The following is an 18,560-nucleotide window of genomic DNA, read 5'->3' on the forward strand; positions in this document are numbered from 1 at the left end:
AGGGGTTCCGCATGTCACGCCGCCTGATCCGCCTCGCCTGCCTGCTGCTTGCGCTCGCGCCGACCCTGGCGCGGGCCGATGTCACCGTCTTCGCCGCGGCAAGCCTGAAGACCGCCCTCGACCGCATCGCGGCCGACTTCACCGCGGCGGAAGGGATCGACACCACGATCTCCTTCGCCGGCTCCTCGACCCTCGCGCGCCAGATCGAACAGGGCGCCCCGGCGGACGTGTTCCTGTCGGCCAACACCGCCTGGATGGACGAGCTGGAGGAAAAGGGGCTGATCGTCGCCGGGACGCGCACCGATCTCCTGGGCAACAGCATCGTCCTTGCGGGTCACGACCCTGCGCCCGCGACCCCGCTGTCGCTGCCGCGGGACTGGGCGACGCTCGACTTCGGCAGCGACGGCAGGCTCGCCATGGCGATGGTCGACTCGGTTCCGGCCGGCATCTACGGCAAGCAGGCGCTGACCTCCCTCGGTCTCTGGGAGCAGGTTCAGGACCGCGTCGCGCAGGCCGACAACGTGCGCGCGGCGCTTGCCCTCGTCTCGCTGGGCGAGGCGCCCTTCGGCATCGTCTATGCCACCGACGCGAAGGCCGACCCGAACGTGCACCTCTGGGCCACCTTCCCGACGGACAGCCACGATCCCATCGTCTATCCCGCCGCCGCCACCCGCGACACCGCCGAGGCACGCGCCTTCCTCGCCTTCCTCAACGGCCCCGCCGCCCGCGCGGTGTTCGAGGCCGCGGGCTTCACCCTCCTCGCCCCGCCCGAATGACGCCGCTGACGCCGCAGGAACTCGACGCCATCGCCCTGTCCCTGAAGGTCGCCTTCTGGGCCACGCTGTTCAGCCTGCCGCCCGGCATCCTCGCCGCCCACGCGCTGGCCCGCTGGCAGTTCCCGGGACGGCAGCTGCTGAACGGGCTCGTCCACCTGCCGCTGATCCTGCCGCCCGTCGTCACCGGCTACCTGCTGCTCCTGACCTTCGGCACCCGCGGCCCCGTGGGTGCCTTCCTGCAGGAGACGTTCGGCCTCGTCTTCGCCTTCCGCTGGACCGGCGCCGCGCTCGCCGCCGCGATCATGGCCTTTCCCCTGATGGTGCGCGCGATCCGCCTGTCGATCGAGGCCATCGACCCGAAGCTGGAAGAGGCGGCGGGCACCCTCGGCGCGTCGCGCCCCTGGGTCTTCGCGACGATCACCCTGCCGATGATGCTGCCCGGCGTCATCGCGGGCGCGATCCTGGCCTTCGCCAAGGCGATGGGCGAATTCGGCGCCACGATCACCTTCGTCTCCAACATTCCCGGCCAGACCCAGACCCTGCCCTCGGCCATCTATGCCCTGTTGCAGGTGCCGGGTGGCGAGGCGGCGGCGCTGCGCCTCGTCCTCGTCTCGGTCGTGATCGCCATGGCCGCGCTGCTGCTCTCGGAATGGCTGTCGGTTCGCGCCGCGCGGCGGGTGGCCGGGCGGTGAGCCTCTCCGTCGCCCTCGCCCACCGCCTTCCGGGCCTCGACCTCGACATCGCCTTCGAGGCACCGCCGGGGGTAACGACGCTGTTCGGTCGCTCGGGCGCGGGCAAGACCACCGTGGTCAACGCCGTCGCGGGCCTGCTGCGCCCCGACCGCGGGCGCATCGTCGCCGAGGGCGAGGTGCTTTGCGACACCGAAAGCGGCATCTGGCTGCCGCCGCACCGGCGCCGCCTCGGCTATGTCTTTCAGGAGGGGCGCCTTTTCCCCCATCTCTCAGTCCGCCAGAACCTGACCTACGGCCGCTGGTTCGCCCCCGGCCGGCGCGACGGCGACGACTTCGCGCGCATCCTCGACCTGCTCGGGATCGAACCCCTGCTGACGCGCCGCCCCGCCGCGCTTTCGGGCGGCGAGAAGCAGCGCGTCGCCATCGGCCGCGCGCTCCTGTCCCGGCCGCGCCTGCTGCTGATGGACGAACCCCTTGCCGCGCTGGACGAGGCTAGAAAGGCCGAGATCCTGCCCTATCTCGAACGGCTCAGGGACGAGGCGAGGGTGCCGATCCTCCACGTTTCCCACGCGCTGGCCGAAGTCGCCCGCCTCGCCACCACGGTCGTCGCGATCCAGGACGGCCGGGTGATCCGGACCGGCCCCGCGGCCGAGGTGCTGGCCGACCCCGAGGCGGTGCCGGCCCTCGGCGTGCGCGAGGCCGGCGCGGTGCTGACCGGCCGCCTTGCCGCCCATCACGACGACGGCCTCAGCGAGATCGCGCTGACCGCCGCGCCGCTGTTCCTGCCCCGGATCGCCGCGTCCGTCGGCGCGCAGGTGCGCGTCCGCATCGCCGCGCAGGACGTGATGCTGGCGCTCGAAGCGCCGCGCAGCATCTCCGCCCTCAACATCCTGCCCGCCACCGTGATCGCCGTGCGGCAGGGGCAGGGGCCCGGCGTGGTGGTCCAGTTGCGCTCGGGCGAGGATGTGTTCCTGGCCCGCGTCACCCGCCGCTCGGCCGATGCCATGAACCTCGGGCCCGGCACCCCCTGCTTCGGAATCGTCAAGTCCGTCGCCGTCGCGCAAAGCGATGTCGGCCGCGGCCGACAGCCCTGAGGCCATCCGCACCAGTCGGGGGGCTTCCCACGCCGGTCCCCACCGCGCAGACTGCACCCGACCCTGCCCGGAGCCTGCGATGCGCGACACCCTCCGCCTCTGCCTCGTCCAGATGACCTCGGCCAAGCGGGCGGAGGACAACATCCCGGTCCTTGAGGCCGCCGTCGCGCACGCCGTGGCCGAAGGTTGCGCCATGGTCGCGCTGCCGGAAACCGCCGGGCTGATGAACCGCCACGGCGACGAGGCGCGCGCCGACGCCCGCCCGCCCGGGGACGCCCTCTGGTCCGCCGCCTGCCGCCGCCTTGCCGCCCGCCACCGCCTGTGGATCCACTGCGGTTCGACCGCCGTGCTGGGGCCGGACGGGAAGTTCCTGAACCGCAGCCTCCTGGTGGACGACACCGGTGCCGACGTCGCCACCTACGACAAGATCCACCTCTTCGACGCCGCCCCCGACGGCCGCCCCACCGGCGAATCGGACTGGTACGCGGCGGGGGACCGGGCGGTGCTGGCGCAGACTCCGTGGGGGCCCATGGGCCTCAGCATCTGCTACGACCTGCGCTTTCCCCAGCTCTACCGCGCGCTCGGACAAGCGGGGGCGCGGGTGCTGTTCGTCCCCTCCGCCTTCATGGTCCCGACCGGCGCGGCGCATTGGGAGGTGCTGCTGCGCGCCCGCGCGATCGAGAACGCGGCCTTCGTCGTCGCCGCCGCGCAGGTCGGCCGCCACGAGGACGGGCGCCGCACCTGGGGGCACGCGATGGTGGTCGCGCCCTGGGGCGAGGTGATCCGCGACATGGGCGGCGACGCGCCGGGCTGCGCGGTGATCGATCTCGACCTGACCGAGGCCGAGGCGGCGCGGCGCAGGATCCCCGCGCTGGACCACGACCGGCCCTTCGCCCCGCCCCGGCGCGGCTGAGCCAGGCGAATCCGCTTAGGATTGCGCCTTGTCCGAGTTATGCTCGCAAAGCGTGCGGAGATGGCGATGTCGGCAGAGACCCTCATCAAGGCGTTCGTGGCGGTGGTCGGACTGGCCGGGCTTCTGGTCGGCGTATTCCAGTTCGTCCGGGTGCAGGCGGTCGAGGCGCGCACCCCCTACCTGGAACGCAAGCTCGCCTGGTGCGAGGAGGCGGTCGAGACGACCTCCCGCATCGCCGTCGCCGCCGATCCCGCCCCGGCGGACCAGGAGCGGTTCTGGCAGATGTACTGGGGCGTCATGGGCCTGATCGAGAAGCACTCGATCACCACGGCGATGATCGACTTCGGCAAGGCCCTGCGCAGTTCCGGGGCCGAGAAGGCGCCGACCGGCAGCGGGGAAAGCGCCGCCCCGCTGTCCGCGCTGTCCCTCGCGCTTGCCCACGCCTGCCGCAGGGAGCTTTCGGCCGAATGGTCGCCCTCCTGGGCGCTGTCCCCGGCGGGGTCGGGCGGCTGAACGGCGTCTCTAGCCGCGCCGCGCCGCCTCGATCGCCGCGACGTCGATCTTGCCCATGGTCATCATCGCCGCGAAGGCGCGCTGCGCCTCGTCGCCGCCCGCCGCCAGCGCCTCGGTCAGCACCCGCGGCGTGATCTGCCAGTTGACGCCCCAGCGGTCCTTGCACCAGCCGCAGGCGCTTTCCGCGCCGCCGTTGCCGACGATGGCGTTCCAGTAGCGGTCGGTCTCTTCCTGGTCGTCGGTGGCGATCTGGAACGAGAACGCCTCGGTCTGCACGAAGGCCGGTCCGCCGTTCAGCCCGAGGCAGGGAATGCCCGCCACCGTGAACTCGACGGTCAGCACGTCCCCCGCCTTGCCCGAGGGGAAGTCGCCCGGCGCCCGGTGCACCGCCTTCACCTCGCTGTCCGGAAAGACGTCGGCATAGAACCGCGCGGCCGCCTCGGCCTCGCGGTCGTACCAGACGCAGATGGTGTTCTTCGCTGTGGTCATGGTCGCCTCCCCGTTGCCGCGCCCCGTCGGCGCGGCCTTGCCGGAGCGTCCCGCATACCGCCCCCGCCCGTCAAGCGGCGGCTAGCGCGGTCCGCCGGTTTCGCCGATGTCCCAGAACAGCCCGGTCATCGCCAGCAGCGCCTCGCGCGCGACGGGGGCCAGCATGTGCTCGTTCGGGGCGTGCTGCGAACAGCCGGCATAGGAGTGCGGCACCCAGACCGTCGGCATCCCCAGCACCTCGGCGAAGCAGTCGTTCGGCAGCAATCCGGCGAGGTTCGGCAGGATGTGCGGCGCCTTGCCCGTCACCTCCTCCAGCGAGGCCGCCACGAACCGCACCCAGGGGTGGTCGGGCGGCAGGCGGGTGGCCGGGAAGAACCCCTCGCGCGCCGGTTCGATCCCGACCATGCCGAAGCCTGACGCGTCCAGGTGGGCGCGCAGGTCCGGCAGGATCCGCGCCGGGTCGGTGCCGACGACGAAGCGCAGCTGGCAGGTCGCACGGGCCTCTCCGGCGATGGCGTTGACCGGCGCCTCGGGCACCCCGCTTGTCATCGCCAGCACCGCGAAGGAGTTCCAGCCGAAGGCGCGTTCGGCCGGGCTCAGCCCCGGCTCGCCCCAAGTCGGGTCCACCTCCGGGCCCGCGCCGCCGACCGGCAGCTCCGCCAGGGCCGCGCGGATGTCGGGCGTCAGGCTGTCGGGCCGCCAGCCCTCGACCCGGATCTCGCCCTTCGGCCCGGTGATCGTGGCCAGCGCATGGGCCAGCACGATGGAGGGATCGGCGATCAGGCCGCCGAAGTTGCCCGAATGATGGGCCCCCTCCCGGAACCGCACCCGGAGCACGAAGTTCACCGCCCCCCGCGCGCCCATGAACAGCGTCGGGCGGTCGGGTTGCAGTCGCGGCCCGTCCGAGGCGATCAGAACGTCCGCCTTCAGCCTTTCCCGCTCGGCCGCGCAAAGCTCGCGAAGCCCCGGAGAGCCCGTCTCCTCCCCCGTCTCGATCAGCGCCTTGAGGTTGAAGCCCAGCCGCCCCCGCGTCTCCAGGACCGCCCGGAGCGCGCGCAGGTTGACCAGGTGCTGTCCCTTGTTGTCCGCCGTGCCGCGCCCGTACAGCCGCTCGCCCTCCACGGTCAGCGCGAAGGGCGCGAGACCGTCCCGCCACGCGGCGTCCTGCCCGCGGATCACGTCGCCGTGGCCGTAGGTCAGCACCGTCGGCAGGTCGTCGCCCTCGTGCCGCTCGGCCACCAGGAACGGCCCGCCCCCCGGCGCGGGGTTGTCGAGAACGGTGCAGGCGCAGCCCAGCCCCTCCAGCATCGGGATCATCTCGGCCTCGAGATAGGCCCGCAGCGGGCCAAGGTTGTCGGCCACCTGGCTTTCGGTGCGCAAGGCCACCAGACGTCCCAGATCCGCGACGAATCCGCCGTCGTCGAAATACGCTCCTGCGGCTGCTATCGCCGCGTCCCGAACCGCCATGTGCCCGTCCTTCTCTTCCCCGCGCCTCCAAGGAATAGACAGCGGCGAAGGAAAGCGACAGGCCCGAGGCGCCGAACCGCCGATGTGATCGAGGCGAGTGGAACAAACCGCGATACACGCGGTTTCAGGATCACTTCAGACAAGATCACATCAGGGTCCTCATTAAGCGACCCGCACCTGGGAGGCTGGCCATGGGAGACTTTGGCGAGGTGGTGGGAGTCATGCTGGCCGGAGGCCAGGGAACCCGCCTTCACGAACTGACGAAAGACGACTGCAAGCCGTTCCTGCCCTTCGCGGGCAACCGGCGCATCGTGGACTGGACGATGGCGAACTGCGTGCGATCCGGGCTTGCCCGGATGATCGTCGCCACGCAATACCGCCCCGAGGGGCTGCACCGGCACATCGCGAACTTCTGGCGGCCGGGCTTTGCCGACGGCGCGCTGTCCATCGTCCATGGTCCGGCACAGACGGGGCGCCCCGAGGGCTTCGTCGGCACCGCCGATGCCGTTACCCAGACGATGGACCGGATCGGCGCGACCCACCCGAGCGAGGTCGTGGTGGTGGCCGCCGACCACGTCTATGCCATGGACTACCGCCCGATGCTCGAGGCGCACCGCAACGCCGGGGCGAAGGTCACGGTCGCGGCCGACGTGGTGCCGCGCATGCAGGCGACCGGCTTCGGGGTCATGCATTGCGACGCCGACGGAAAGATCCGCGACTTCGTCGAGAAGCCGGCCGATCCGCCCGCCATGCCGGACGATCCCGACCGCGCGCTGGTCAGCATGGGCATCTACGTCTTCGACTGGGAGTGGCTGGCGAAGACTCTGGAGGACGACCGCGACGACCCCGCCTCGGGCCACGACTTCGGCCACGACATCCTGCCGCGCGCCGTGGCCGAGGGTGTCGCGCTGGCGGTCCGCGCCGCCTCCCCCGACGAGCGGCCGTTCTACTGGCGCGATGTCGGCACGCTCGACGCCTATCGCCTGGCGCAGCTCGACTTCGCCACGGCCGAGCCGCCCTGTGCGATTCCGCAGTACCCGGGCCTGCCCCATGCGATCCCGAGCGGCACCGGCTGGCGCAACGACAGCATCGTGCTGCCCGGCTCATGGGTCGCCCACGGCGCGCGGGTGACGCGCAGCATCATCGCCGGCCGCGCCCAGGTGCCCCGCGCCCTCAGCATCGGCACGGATCCCGAGGAGGACCGCCGCTGGTTCCGCGTCAGCGATGGCGGAACCACCCTTGTGACCCAGGCGATGCTGGAACGTCGCGCCGCCGACCGGGCGCCGGCCTACTTTTTCGGCTCGACGCCTCTATCTCTGGTCGGACGAAAGGCCATTCCAAAATGAAAGACACCAATGTGACGGACTCCGATTTCGACAGTTCCCTTGGCCAGTCCCACACCCTCGGGGCACGGGTCAGGGACGGTGGTACCAATTTCGCCCTTTTCTCGGAGAACGCCACGAAGGTGGAGCTTTGCCTGTTCGACGCCGAGGGCAAGACCGAACTCCGGCGCGTCGCCCTGCCCGAGATGGAGGGCGGCATCTGGTACGGCTTCCTACCCGGCATCGGCCACGGGCAGGTCTACGGCTACCGCGTCCACGGCGCCTATGACCCCGAGAACGGGCACCGGTTCAACCCGAACAAGCTGCTGCTCGACCCCTACGCGCGCGAGCTGAAGGGCGGGATCGAGTGGGACGATTCCCTCTTCGGCTACAAGGTCGGCGAAGAGGACACGACGATGGACGACCGCGATTCGGCGGCGTTCATGCCGAAAGGTGTCGTCGTGCAGGACCAGTTCCAGTGGGACCAGTCCAACGCCATCCGCCGCCGCTGGAAGGACAGCGTGATCTACGAGGCCCACGTGAAGGGCCTGACCAGGCGCCACCCGAAGGTACCCGAAGAGATGCGCGGCACCTTCGCCGGCCTCGCCTCCGACCCGATCATCGAGCATCTGCACCGCGTCGGCGTCACGGCAATCGAGCTTCTGCCGGTCCACGCCTTTTCCAACGACCAGTTCCTGACCCAGAAGGGCCTGTCGAACTACTGGGGCTACAACACCCTGTCGTTCTTCGCCCCGCAGCAGGCCTATCTCCGGACCGGCCACGTGGCCGAGGTGCAGAACGCGGTCGACCAGTTCCACCGCGCCGGGATCGAGGTGATCCTCGACGTCGTCTACAACCACACCTGCGAGGGCAACGAGAAGGGTCCGACGCTCTCCTATCGCGGGATCGACAACGCGGCCTACTACCTGCTGTCCGAGAACCGCCGCCACAGCTTCGACACCACGGGCACCGGCAACACCCTGAACGTGGCGCATCCGATGGTGCTGCGCATGGTGCTCGATTCCCTGCGCTACTGGGTCGAGGTGATGCACGTGGACGGCTTCCGCTTCGACCTCGCCTCGACGCTGGGCCGCGAGGCCAGCGGGTTCGAGCGCGAGGGCGCCTTCTTCGCCGCGATCCGGCAGGACCCGGTGCTGGCCGGCGTCAAGCTGATCGCCGAGCCCTGGGACATCGGCGAGGGCGGCTATCAGGTGGGCGGCTTCCCCTGGCCGTTCCGCGAGTGGAACGACAAGGCCCGCGACGACATCCGCGCCTTCTGGCGCCGCGATCCCGGCCTCGTCTCGGCCATGGGCGAGCGGCTGACCGGATCGCCGGTGCAGTTCAAGCACTCGTACCGCCCGGCCACCTCCTCGATCAACTTCATCGCCGCCCATGACGGATTCACCGCCCACGATACCGTTTCCTACGACGACAAGCACAACGAGGCGAACGGCGAGGACAACCGCGACGGCCACAGCCACAACCTTTCCCACAACCTCGGGGCCGAGGGAGAGACGGACGATCCCGGCATCCTCGAGGCGCGCTTCCGCCGGGTGAAGGGCATGATCGCGACGCTGGCGCTGTCGCAGGGCGTGCCGATGATCCTGGCGGGCGACGAGTTCGGCCAGACCCAGGGCGGCAACAACAACGCCTATTGCCAGGACAACGAGATCACCTGGCTCGACTGGGAAAACGCGGACGAACGGCTGACCGACGCCGTCGCCGCCATGCTGTCGCTCCGGAAGGCACTGGACGGATACATCTCGCCGCGATGGGGCGTCGGGCCGGACTCCGAGGAGGAGGGCAGCAACCGCATCTCGTGGTGGCACCCCGCGGGGCGCGAGATGAAGGAGGCCGACTGGCAGGACGAGGCACTGGGCTGCGTCGGGATCCGCACCCTGACTCCCGAGGGGCTGGAGGTGCTGGCCCTGTTCAACACCGGCGACGACGCCGTGGTGAAGCTGCCGAAGGGCGGCTGGACCCAGAGGCTCGACACCGCCGCGGCCGAGGTCGGCTGCGAGACCGAGGTGAAGGGGCGGCTGGAGATGGGCTGGCAATCCGTTGCCGTGCTGACCCGCCGGCAGGACAAGGCCGCCTGAGGCGACCGGGCGCGGTGCCCCTCCGGGCGCCGCGCCTCAGGGCAGGGCCCGGGACGCCGTCTGGGCGCCGTAGGCGCGGGCACGTTCGCGTCCCACCGGCTGCTCGGCCAGACCGAAGGCAAGGTAGACCACGGGCACGATCAGCCCCATGGCCAGCGCCGCGAACACGGTATCGCTCAGGAAATGCCCGCCGAAGGCGATCCTCAGCCAGCCGGTGAACACCACCAGCGCCGCCAGCCCTGCGACGAACAGCCAACGCCGGACGCCCGTCAGCCGCGGCGCGATCAGGAGCCCCAGCGTCAGGCACAGCGTCGCCATGCCCGCCGTCTCGGCCGAGACGAAGCTGCAGTTGACGTGGCACTGGTCGGCGAAGGTGAAGGGCGGGGTATAGTGGTCCGGGCCGCCGAACTCGGTCACGTTGCGCGGCCGCGCCCGCCCGGACGAGCGTTTCATCCAGAGGTTCACGAACACCACCGGCCCCGCGACATAGGAGGCGGCGACGAAGCCCGTCACCCGCCGCGGCAGCCGCATCCACAGCGGCACCCGCGGCCCAAGCGCACAGAGCAGGATCGCCCCGACCCCGAGCGCATAGCTGCTGGCGCGCAGGACGGCCCGCACCGCCTCCCAGACCGGGGCGTGGGAATACAGGAACCCGCCGCGCGCCGCGTCGAAGTAATGCCGCGACACCGCAAGGTCGAGCTGGGGGAAGCGCAGGAACAGGATGCAGGCCAGCGCGGCCGTCACCAGCACCGCAGCCAGCATCCGCCCGATCACCGTGCCGTTGGTCATGGCCGGGTCCGCCCCGTGGCTTCCTCGGCCGCGACCTCGCGCGGGGGGGCCATGCGCCGGGACGGTTCCGAGCGGCGGATCAGCCAGGCCGCGCCCAGCAGGTCCGGGATCCCGACCAGCGCGCGGCCGAGGTTGTTGTACTTCGACACGCCCCCGTCCCGCGCCCGGTGGCTGACGGAGACGCAGCGCACCTCCCAGCCTTCCCGCAGCATCATCGCGGGCATGAAGCGGTGGATGTGGTCGAACCAGGGCAGGGTCAGGTAGGCCTCGCGCCGGAAGGCCTTCAGCCCGCAGCCCGAATCCTGCACCCCGTCGCGCAGCAGCCGGCCGCGGATGGCGTTGGCGATCCGCGACGCCGCGCGCTTCCAGAACGTGTCCTTGCGCCCCAGCCGCTGACCCTGCACCAGGCCCAGCCTCTCGGTTCCCGGCCCGTTGAAGGGCGCCAGCAGCAGCGGGATCTGGTCCGGCGGGTTCTGCCCGTCGCCGTCCAGCGTCACGATCAGCGGCGCCCGTGCCTCGCGCACCCCGCGCCGGATGGCCGAGGACTGCCCGGCGGCGACCTCGTTGCGCCGCCAGCGCAGCGACGGGTGGCGCACGGCGAGGCGGGTCAGCAGGTGGCCGGTGCCGTCGGACGAGCCGTCGTCGATCACCAGGATCTCGAACCGCCGCCCCGCCAGCGCCGCCTCCACCCCGGCGACGAGCCCGGTCAGCGCCTCGACCTCGTCGCGGGCGGGAATGATGACGCTGATCTCGGGCTGCGGCGCGGGGTCTGGCAGGCTCATGTCTTCGGCTCCGTCTCGGTCTTCTGGCCCGGGTCATCGGCCACGCGCCAGATGCCGTAGGGCGAATTGCGGAAGGTCACGACCTCGGCCGGGGGCCAGCCCAGGTCCACCCGGTCGGGGCGCGAGATGATCACACCGCCGGGATGGTCGGCCTCCCAGGCGGCGCGCGCGGCGTCGCTCTCCAGCACCGCCACCGGCTGCGTGAGCCGGGCGGCGAAGTTGAACTCGGCGTGGTAGGTCTGCCCGGTGAAGGCGATCCCGGCGTCGCGGTAGGGGTCGAGCAGCGCCGCAACCTGCCGCGCGTCGTAATAGGTGTGGGTCTTCGTCAGCCCCACCAGCAGGTTCAGCGAGGCGACGAGGCCCAGTGTCAGCACCACGCCGCCCCTGAGCCCGCCGAGCCGAAGCGCCAGCCAGCAGATCGCCACCGCCAGCAGCACCCAGCCCAGCAGGGCCGACAGCGGGTCCAGCAGGTCGGCCGCCTTGCCGGTGTCCAGAAGCCCCGAGACCATGGCGAGGAAGGCCGCGCCCACCAGCGCCACCGGCACCACCGCCACGGCCACCGTGAACTGCGGCCGCACCCGGGTCAGCCGCGCCACGATCAGCGCCACCGCCGGAAGCTCGGGCACCAGGTAATGCGCCTGCTTGCCGCTGATGAGCGAGAACAGCACGAAGGCGCTCCCGGCCCAGATCAGCGCCAGCCGCAGCGCCCTGTCGCCCCGCCACCCGGTGCGCAACGCCGCGCGCCACAGGCCCGGCGCCAGCACCCAGGGAAACAGCAGCACGGGCAGCAGCGCCGCGAAGAACCAGATCGGCTTGGCATGGGGCGCCGCCTCGCCGCCGATGCGCCCGGCGCTCTGGGTCCAGAGCACCGCCTCGCGGTACTCCGGGCCGCCGAGGATCAGCGCGGGCACCAGCCAGAAGGCGAGGATCACCAGCGCCGAAAGCAGCGCCACGCCGAACCCCGCCAGCGCCCGCCGCCAGGCGACCTCGGCCCAGAGCGGCGCCAGGAGCATCGCCGGGGCGAGGTGCAGCAGGATCACCGGCCCCTTCGCCAGCACGCCGAAGGCGATGGCGATGCCGACCGGCACGAAGGCGGCAAGCCCGCCCCGGAGCGCCCGGAGCAGCGCGAGGTACCCCGCCACCGTGCAGAGCGTCAGCAGCGCGTCGAACATCGTCAGGCCGCCCAGCAGCACGAAGGGCAGGGCGCCCGCCAGCGCCAGCACCGCCCGCGGCCCCGCCTCGGGGTCGTCGGGCCAGAGCCGCGCCGCCAGCCGCCCGGTCAGCAGCACCGAGATCACCGCGGCGAGCGGCCCCACCAGCCGCGCCGCCCAGTCCGACACCCCCGCCACGGTCCAGGCGAGGTTGATCAGCCAGAACAGCAGCGGCGGCTTGTCGGTGTAAAGGTCGAAGTTCTTCGTCGGCACGAACCAGTTGTGGTTGACGTGCATCTCCCAGGCGACGGCGACATAGCGCGTCTCGTCCACTGGCAGCAGCGGGCGCAGGAACACTCCCGCCACCAGCACGGCGAACAGGGCCAGGACGGCCAGCGATGCCGCGCGGCCCGTGCTCACGACGAGACCCCGGCGCGGTTCTTCTTCCAGATCAGCATCAGGTTGCGCGCATAGACGACAAGCCCGGTCGCCTGCCCGGCGATGATCACCGGATCGCGCCGCCAGATGGCGTAGGACAGCAGCGTCACGCCGCCAAGCAGGCTGAACCACCAGAAGGCCAGCGGGATCACGCTTTCCCGCCGCTTCTCGCTCACCAGCCACTGGATCAGGAAGCGCGAGGTGAACATCGCCTGCCCAGCGAATCCGATGGCGACCCAGAGGGTTTCTTCCGACATGACCATTCCTTTCCGGCGGGCCCGCGCCCGCCCGAACGAACGCCGCCTCGCACTCCAACCTTACGGATCCCTGACGGACCGTCTAAAAGGGGTGCGACGGCAGAGGGAAACCGGCATGCGGCTACTGGTGGTCGAGGACGAGGTCAACCTTGCGGGGGCGGTCGTGGACCACCTGCGCGCCCGCACCCACGCCGTGGACTGGGCGGCGACCCTGGACGAGGCGGCGGCGGCCGTGCGCACCGCCGACTTCGACCTGGTGCTGCTGGATCTGTCCCTGCCCGACGGTGACGGGCTGAGCCTCCTGCGCGAGATGCGGGACCGCACCGACCGCACGCCCGTCGTCATCGCCACCGCCCGCGACAGGATCATGGAGCGTATCGCGGGGCTGGAGGCCGGGGCCGACGACTATATCCTGAAGCCCTACGACCTGGACGAACTCAGCGCCCGGATCGCCGCCATCCGCCGCCGCGCGGGCGACATGCCGACCTCGGAACGCCGGTTCGGCGCGCTGGTGGTGGATCCCGAGGGGCGTGCGGTGCATCTCGACGGCCAGCCGGTGGCGCTGACCCGGAAGGAGTGGGCGGTGCTCGACCGGCTCAGCCGCCGCCCCGACACCACGGTGACGCGCGAACAGCTGGAACAGGCCGTCTACGGCTTCGACGACGAGGTGGAGAGCAACGCGATCGAGGTCCACGTCAGCCGCCTGCGCGCCAAGCTGGGCCGCGCCGCCGTCGAGACGGTGCGCGGCTTTGGCTACCGCATGGGTCGCGGATGACGCCGCGATGAGCCGGGCATGAGACTCGCCGACAGCCTCGCCCGGCGCCTCGCCCTCCTGGTCTCCGTCGGCATCGGCGCGATCTGGCTGCTGGCCGTGCTGGCCATGGCCTTGGTCCTGCGGCTGGAAATGAACGAGATGCAGGACCTCGAACTGCGCGAGGCGGCGCGGCTGTTCCTGCCCTCCCTCTCGCGCGAGCACGAGGCCGATCTGGCCCGCACCGAAAGCTTCCGGCTTCCCCCCGATCCCCGGGTCGGCGACGAACTCCTCGTCTTCCTGCTGCTCGACCGCGACAACCGGGTGCTGATGGTCTCCTCCGGCGCCGAGCAGGCGGAGCTGCCGAAGGAACCGCCCCATCCCGGCTTCATCGACACCGCCACCCACCGCTTCTATTCCACCGGCTTCAACGATCAGGGCTATGCGGTCGCCTTCGGCAGCCCGCTCGAAGAGCGCGGAGAGGCCTACCGGGACAGCCTCACCGCCTTCCTGCTGCCGATGCTGGCGCTGCTGCCGCTGGCCTACCTGCTGACCGGCTGGATCTCCCGCATCGCCCTCTCGCCGCTCGACACCCTGCGGCGCGAGATCCAGCGCCGCGGCGAGACCTCCCTCGCGCCGCTGGGGGCCGGGGGGCAGCCGCGCGAGCTCAGGATCATCACCGCGGCGCTCAACCGCTTCATGATCCGCCTCGCGCAGACGCTGGAAGGCGAACGCGCCTTCGCCACCAACGCCGCGCACGAGCTGCGTACCCCCGTCGCCGCCGCGCTGGCCCAGATCCAGCGCGCGCGCGCGCAGGCCACGGCGCCCGAGGTGCAGGAACACCTCGACCGCGCCGCGGACGAGATCCGCCGGATGTCCCGCCTCGTGGCCCGCCTGCTGCAACTGGCCCGCGCCGAGGCGGGGATCGGCACCGCCGACACGGCGCAGGACCTCGGCCGGCTGCTGCGCTTCACGGTGGAGGAGCGGCGGCACGGGGCGGGGGCGGACGGCCGGCTGCGCCTGTCGCTCCCCGACGCGCCGGTGTTCGGGCGCATCGACCCCGACGCCTTCGCCATCGTCGCGGGCAACCTGATCGACAACGCGCTCCAGCATTCCCCGCCGGGCAGCCCCGTCGATGTCGTGCTCGACGCCGCGGGCACCCTCGCCGTCACCAACGACGGACCGCCGGTCCCGCCCGAGGTGCTGGCCCGCCTCACCGACCGCCACAGCAGGAGCGGGGGCGGCAGCGGCTTCGGCCTTGGCCTCTACGTGTCGGAGCTGATCGCCAAGCAGGCGGGCGGGAGCCTGTCCCTCGCCTCACCCGCGCCGGGACGCGGGGGCGGGTTCGAAGCGCGGCTGAACCTGCCGGGCGCGTGAACGCGAAACGGCCCCGGCAGTCCTCCCTGCCGGGGCCGCGAAGGCACTTCTGTCCTTGGAGCCGGAGGATCGCCCCCCGGTGCCTCCCTGTCACCAGGGGGCGACGTCCCTGACCGCTGAACGGCGGGACTGCCGGCCCACCCCGAGGGGCAGACCGGGTTCGTCTGACGCCCGGATCAGGCGTCGTTCTGGTCGAGCTTGCCGACGGTCACGTCCAGCGTCTTCTCGTTGCCCTTGTGCAGGACCACGACCTTCGCCGACTTGTCGGGCTCGGTGCCGGCGACCGCCCGCGTCAGGTCGCGCAGCTCGGTGATCTCGGTGCCGTTGAAGGACAGGATGATGTCGCCCTTCTCCAGCCCCGCCTTCGCCGCCGGGCTGTCCTCGGTCACCGCCTCGATCACCGCGCCCTTCGGCGAGTCATAGCCCAGCACCTGCGCGATGTTCTCGGGCATCGGCGAGATCTGGACGCCCAGCCAGCCACGGGTCACGCCGCCGTTCTCCAGCTGGCCGACGATCTTCTTCACCAGGTCCGACGGCACGGCGAAGCCGATCCCGACCGACCCGCCGTCCGGCGAGAAGATCGCGGTGTTCATGCCGATGACCTCGCCGGCGTTGTTGAACAGCGGCCCGCCCGAGTTGCCCCGGTTGATCGCGGCGTCGGTCTGGATGAAGTCGTCGTAGGGTCCCGAGTGGATGTCGCGCGAGGTGGCCGAGACGATCCCGCTCGTCACCGTGCCGCCAAGGCCGAAGGGGTTGCCCACGGCCACGACCTCGTCGCCCGGACGCATCTTGTCGCTGTCGCCGAAGGACACGGTCGGCAGGTCGGCGTCGGCCTTGATCTGGATCACCGCCACGTCGGTCAGCTTGTCGACGCCCACGACCTTGGCATCGAAGTTGCGCCCGTCGGTCAGCTTGACGTTCACCGTGTCCGCACCGTCCACGACGTGGGCGTTGGTGACGATGGTGCCCGACTTGTCGATGATGAAGCCCGAGCCGACGCCGCGCATCGGCTGCGCGTCCTGCGGGTTCATCGGCATGCCCTTGAACATGTCGCCGAAGCGGCGCTGCAGCTCCTCGGGCATCCCCGGGGGCATCTGGCCCTGCATCTGTGCGTTGGCCGGGGTCACCTTCTCGGTCACCTCGATGAAGACGACGGCGGGCGAGACCTCGGCCACCAGGTCGCCGTAGCCGCCCGCGGGCACGGCCAGGGCGGCGGTCGGCATGCCCGCGACCAGGCCGGTCGAGGCGACGGCGCCCAGCAGCGCGGCGCTGGCCAGGCGGGTCCGGAGGGGGGTGGAACGTTTCATGTAAATCGACTCCCTTGGGGTTGATGTCGCGATGGACCGAAGATGCGGCCCCTTCCTGACATTCCCCTCCCTCGCCCTATACAAATCTGTAACCTCGCCTTCCCGTGCCGCTGTGCTACCCATATCCCCATCCTGAAGACGCCGCCAAAGGGCCGCGGCGCCACGGAAAACGCGGCAGAGACGATGAAACTTCTGGTGATCGAGGACGACGCCACCACCGGCGCCTACATCGCGCGGGGCCTGCGCGAGGAGGGGCAGGCGGTGGACCTGGTGGACAACGGGCGCGACGGTCTGGTGCAGGCCACGGCGGGCGCCTACGACGTGCTGATCGTCGACCGGATGCTGCCCGAGATCGACGGCATGACCCTGGTCAAGACCCTGAGGGGCGCGGGCAACCGCACGCCGGTGCTTTTCCTGACCTCGCTCGGCAGCGTCGACGACCGGATCGCGGGGCTGAACGCGGGCGGCGACGACTACCTCGTGAAGCCCTTCGCCTTCGGCGAGCTTTCGGCCCGGGTCGCCGCGCTCGCCCGCCGCCCCCAGGCGCTGGAGCAGGACACGAAGCTGACCGCGGGCGACCTGACGATGGACCTCGTCACCCGGCAGGTCATGCGCGCCGGAAGGAAGATCGACCTCCTGCCGCGGGAGTTCGCCCTGCTCGAACACCTGCTGCGCCGCAAGGGCCGGGTGCAGACCCGCACCATGCTCCTGGAGTCGGTCTGGGACATCAGCTTCGATCCGAAGACCAACGTGGTCGAAACCCACATCTCGCGGCTGCGCGCCAAGATCGACAAGCCGTTCCCGACCGAACTGATCCAGACCATGCGCGGCGCGGGATACCGGATCGAGGGATGAGCCGCGGCATCCTCTCCCTCGCCCGGTCCATGCCGGTCCGGCTGGCCTGTTCGCTCGTCGCGCTGTTCGCCGTGGTGTCGCTGGCCTCGCTCGCCGCGTCCTACGCGGTCAGCTGGAACTCCCTCGACGCCACCATGCGCGAGGACCTGCGCCAGGACATGGCGGGTTTCCGCGCCGCGCCGTCCGCCCTTGCCCTTGCCGCGCTCGTCAACGCCGAGGGCAAGGTGACGGACCCGAACCGGATGCTGCTGAGCTATTTCGCGCCGAACGGCCAGCACTTCGGCAACGCCGCCCTGACGCGGGACGAGAACGGCTATCACCTGACCCAGCCTTCGGGCGAGGGGATCAGCGGCCAGTACCTGGCCCTGACCGACGACCTCTACGGGGGCGAGCTGACCATCGCCCGCTCCCGGACCGAGATCGACGACCTCTGGCTGGTGTTCCGTCGGATCGTGCTGGTGTCGCTCCTGCCGACGATCCTCGTCGCGCTCTCGGGCGGTCTGTGGCTGGCCCGGCGCAGCGCGGCGCAGGTCGAGGTGATGGAGAACACGCTGGAGCGGCTGACCAGCGGCAATCTCGCGGCGCGGGTGGATCCGGCGCCAGGCTGGTCGGAGGACATGCTTCAGATCGGCCGGCGGATCGACCGCATGGCCGCCGCGCAGCAGCTCACGGTCGAAACCCTGCGACAGGTCTCCAGCGACGTGGCCCACGACCTGAAGACGCCGATCCAGCGGGTCGCCGTGCGTCTCGACGACCTGACGCGCCACCATGGTCTAGCCCCCGAGGCGCGGGCGCTGATCGACGATGCCCGCGCCGACCTCGACGACGTGGTGTCGGTGTTTCACGCGCTGCTCCAGATCGCGCAGGTCGAATCTGGCACGCCGAAATCCCGCTTCGCCGCCGTCGACCTCGGCACCCTGGCCGAGACGATGGCCGAACTCTACGAACCCGCTGCCGCCGACACCGGCCATACCCTGACCGTCACCGCCACCCCCGGCGCGGCCGTCTGGGGCGGGCGCGACCTGCTGGGGCAGGTGCTGGCCAACCTGATCGAGAACGCGCTGCGCCACACCCCCGAGGGCACCGCCATCGCCGTCACCGTGACGGCGGAGGCCGACACCGTGCGTCTCACCGTCGCCGACACCGGCCCCGGCATCCCGGCCGCCGAACGCACGGCGGTGCTGCAACGGCTCTACCGCCTCGACCGCAGCCGCCACACCCCGGGCAGCGGCCTTGGCCTCTCGCTCGTCTCGGTCGTGGCGGGGTTGCACGAGGCGGAGGTGACGCTGGACGACAACGCCCCCGGCCTCGTCGTCCGGCTGACCTTCCGGCGCTGCCGGAACGGCGCCGGGCCATCCTCGGCGCCCGAGATTCCGGTAGCCGCCAACTGAACCGCTCGTTACACTTCCCGTGCGTGCCTTGCGCGGTCCGCGCCCTATGTCAGGGCCGGAACGCCGTGCGCCAGGCCGCGCCGCGCCACGATCCGGA

Annotated in this window: 18 protein-coding genes; 11 read left to right on the top strand and 7 right to left on the bottom strand. The window is 71.3% G+C overall.

Annotation, left to right across the window (positions count from 1 at the left end; translation table 11 throughout):
- Positions 1-11: 11 nt before the first annotated feature.
- From modA to A7B20_RS01200, 5 genes are all read left to right on the top strand, one after another.
- The gene (modA, locus tag A7B20_RS01180; protein ID WP_102106707.1) at positions 12-776 is read left to right on the top strand and encodes a molybdate ABC transporter substrate-binding protein; all 765 of its coding nucleotides are present in this window, start codon (positions 12-14) and stop codon (positions 774-776) included.
- Positions 773-1,468: a molybdate ABC transporter permease subunit gene (gene modB, locus A7B20_RS01185; protein WP_102106708.1), complete on the top strand. Its 696-nt coding sequence runs from the start codon at positions 773-775 to the stop codon at positions 1,466-1,468. The genes modA and modB overlap by 4 nt, the downstream gene beginning before the upstream one ends.
- Entirely contained in the window at positions 1,465-2,562 is a 1,098-nt protein-coding gene (modC, locus tag A7B20_RS01190; protein WP_102106848.1) for a molybdenum ABC transporter ATP-binding protein, read from the top strand. Before modB ends, modC begins: the two co-directional genes overlap by 4 nt.
- Before the next feature lie 79 nt (positions 2,563-2,641).
- Positions 2,642-3,475: a carbon-nitrogen hydrolase family protein gene (locus tag A7B20_RS01195; protein ID WP_102106709.1), complete on the top strand. Its 834-nt coding sequence runs from the start codon at positions 2,642-2,644 to the stop codon at positions 3,473-3,475.
- A 66-nt stretch (positions 3,476-3,541) separates the two neighbouring features.
- Positions 3,542-3,988 carry a hypothetical protein gene (locus tag A7B20_RS01200; RefSeq protein WP_157937573.1) on the top strand — a complete coding sequence of 149 codons (447 nt, stop codon included), beginning with the start codon at positions 3,542-3,544 and terminating at the stop codon, positions 3,986-3,988.
- Between the two features lie 9 nt (positions 3,989-3,997).
- On the opposite strand, the gene A7B20_RS01205 is transcribed toward A7B20_RS01200, so the two are convergent.
- The gene (locus A7B20_RS01205) at positions 3,998-4,477 is read right to left on the bottom strand and encodes a VOC family protein (protein ID WP_102106711.1); all 480 of its coding nucleotides are present in this window, start codon (positions 4,475-4,477) and stop codon (positions 3,998-4,000) included.
- An 81-nt stretch (positions 4,478-4,558) separates the two neighbouring features.
- On the bottom strand, positions 4,559-5,944 hold the full coding sequence (locus A7B20_RS01210; protein ID WP_102106712.1) for a M20 family metallopeptidase: 1,386 nt from the start codon (positions 5,942-5,944) through the stop codon (positions 4,559-4,561).
- 191 nt (positions 5,945-6,135) lie between these two features.
- Here A7B20_RS01210 and A7B20_RS01215 point away from each other — a divergent pair, with 191 nt between their 5' ends.
- Together A7B20_RS01215 and glgX are read left to right on the top strand one after the other, a co-directional pair.
- Positions 6,136-7,290, top strand: coding sequence for a sugar phosphate nucleotidyltransferase (locus tag A7B20_RS01215; RefSeq protein ID WP_102106713.1), 1,155 nt, complete (start codon positions 6,136-6,138; stop codon positions 7,288-7,290).
- Positions 7,287-9,365 (top strand): glycogen debranching protein GlgX, encoded by a 2,079-nt coding sequence (gene glgX, locus A7B20_RS01220; RefSeq protein WP_102106714.1) that lies wholly within the window; start codon positions 7,287-7,289, stop codon positions 9,363-9,365. Before A7B20_RS01215 ends, glgX begins: the two co-directional genes overlap by 4 nt.
- Before the next feature lie 36 nt (positions 9,366-9,401).
- Here glgX and A7B20_RS01225 read toward each other — a convergent pair whose 3' ends face one another.
- From A7B20_RS01225 to A7B20_RS01240, 4 genes are read right to left on the bottom strand one after another with little or no spacing between them, the layout of a single operon-like run.
- Positions 9,402-10,154, bottom strand: coding sequence for a phosphatase PAP2 family protein (locus A7B20_RS01225; protein WP_102106715.1), 753 nt, complete (start codon positions 10,152-10,154; stop codon positions 9,402-9,404).
- Positions 10,151-10,936, bottom strand: coding sequence for a glycosyltransferase family 2 protein (locus A7B20_RS01230; protein ID WP_102106716.1), 786 nt, complete (start codon positions 10,934-10,936; stop codon positions 10,151-10,153). Before A7B20_RS01230 ends, A7B20_RS01225 begins: the two co-directional genes overlap by 4 nt.
- On the bottom strand, positions 10,933-12,507 hold the full coding sequence (locus tag A7B20_RS01235) for an ArnT family glycosyltransferase (protein ID WP_102106717.1): 1,575 nt from the start codon (positions 12,505-12,507) through the stop codon (positions 10,933-10,935). The genes A7B20_RS01230 and A7B20_RS01235 overlap by 4 nt, the downstream gene beginning before the upstream one ends.
- Positions 12,504-12,782, bottom strand: a complete 279-nt coding sequence (locus A7B20_RS01240; RefSeq protein WP_102106718.1) for a lipid-A-disaccharide synthase N-terminal domain-containing protein — start codon at positions 12,780-12,782, stop codon at positions 12,504-12,506. Before A7B20_RS01240 ends, A7B20_RS01235 begins: the two co-directional genes overlap by 4 nt.
- A gap of 115 nt (positions 12,783-12,897) precedes the next feature.
- Between A7B20_RS01240 and A7B20_RS01245 the strand changes: the two genes are divergently transcribed.
- Both A7B20_RS01245 and A7B20_RS01250 read left to right on the top strand, forming a co-directional pair.
- Positions 12,898-13,557: a response regulator gene (locus tag A7B20_RS01245; protein WP_102106719.1), complete on the top strand. Its 660-nt coding sequence runs from the start codon at positions 12,898-12,900 to the stop codon at positions 13,555-13,557.
- A gap of 18 nt (positions 13,558-13,575) precedes the next feature.
- A complete protein-coding gene (locus tag A7B20_RS01250; protein WP_102106720.1) occupies positions 13,576-14,910 on the top strand; it encodes an ATP-binding protein in 1,335 nt (444 codons plus the stop codon).
- 176 nt (positions 14,911-15,086) lie between these two features.
- Here the strand turns inward: A7B20_RS01250 and A7B20_RS01255 are convergent, their stop codons facing one another.
- On the bottom strand, positions 15,087-16,217 hold the full coding sequence (locus A7B20_RS01255) for a Do family serine endopeptidase (RefSeq protein WP_102106721.1): 1,131 nt from the start codon (positions 16,215-16,217) through the stop codon (positions 15,087-15,089).
- Between the two features lie 183 nt (positions 16,218-16,400).
- On the opposite strand from A7B20_RS01255, the gene A7B20_RS01260 reads away from it, so the two are divergent.
- Together A7B20_RS01260 and A7B20_RS01265 are read left to right on the top strand one after the other, a co-directional pair.
- Positions 16,401-17,072 carry a winged helix-turn-helix domain-containing protein gene (locus A7B20_RS01260; protein ID WP_102106722.1) on the top strand — a complete coding sequence of 224 codons (672 nt, stop codon included), beginning with the start codon at positions 16,401-16,403 and terminating at the stop codon, positions 17,070-17,072.
- Positions 17,069-18,463, top strand: coding sequence for a sensor histidine kinase (locus A7B20_RS01265; RefSeq protein WP_102106723.1), 1,395 nt, complete (start codon positions 17,069-17,071; stop codon positions 18,461-18,463). Before A7B20_RS01260 ends, A7B20_RS01265 begins: the two co-directional genes overlap by 4 nt.
- Positions 18,464-18,560 lie beyond the last annotated feature (97 nt).

This window comes from Oceaniglobus roseus, from assembly GCF_002869745.1.
GTDB lineage: Bacteria > Pseudomonadota > Alphaproteobacteria > Rhodobacterales > Rhodobacteraceae > Oceaniglobus > Oceaniglobus roseus.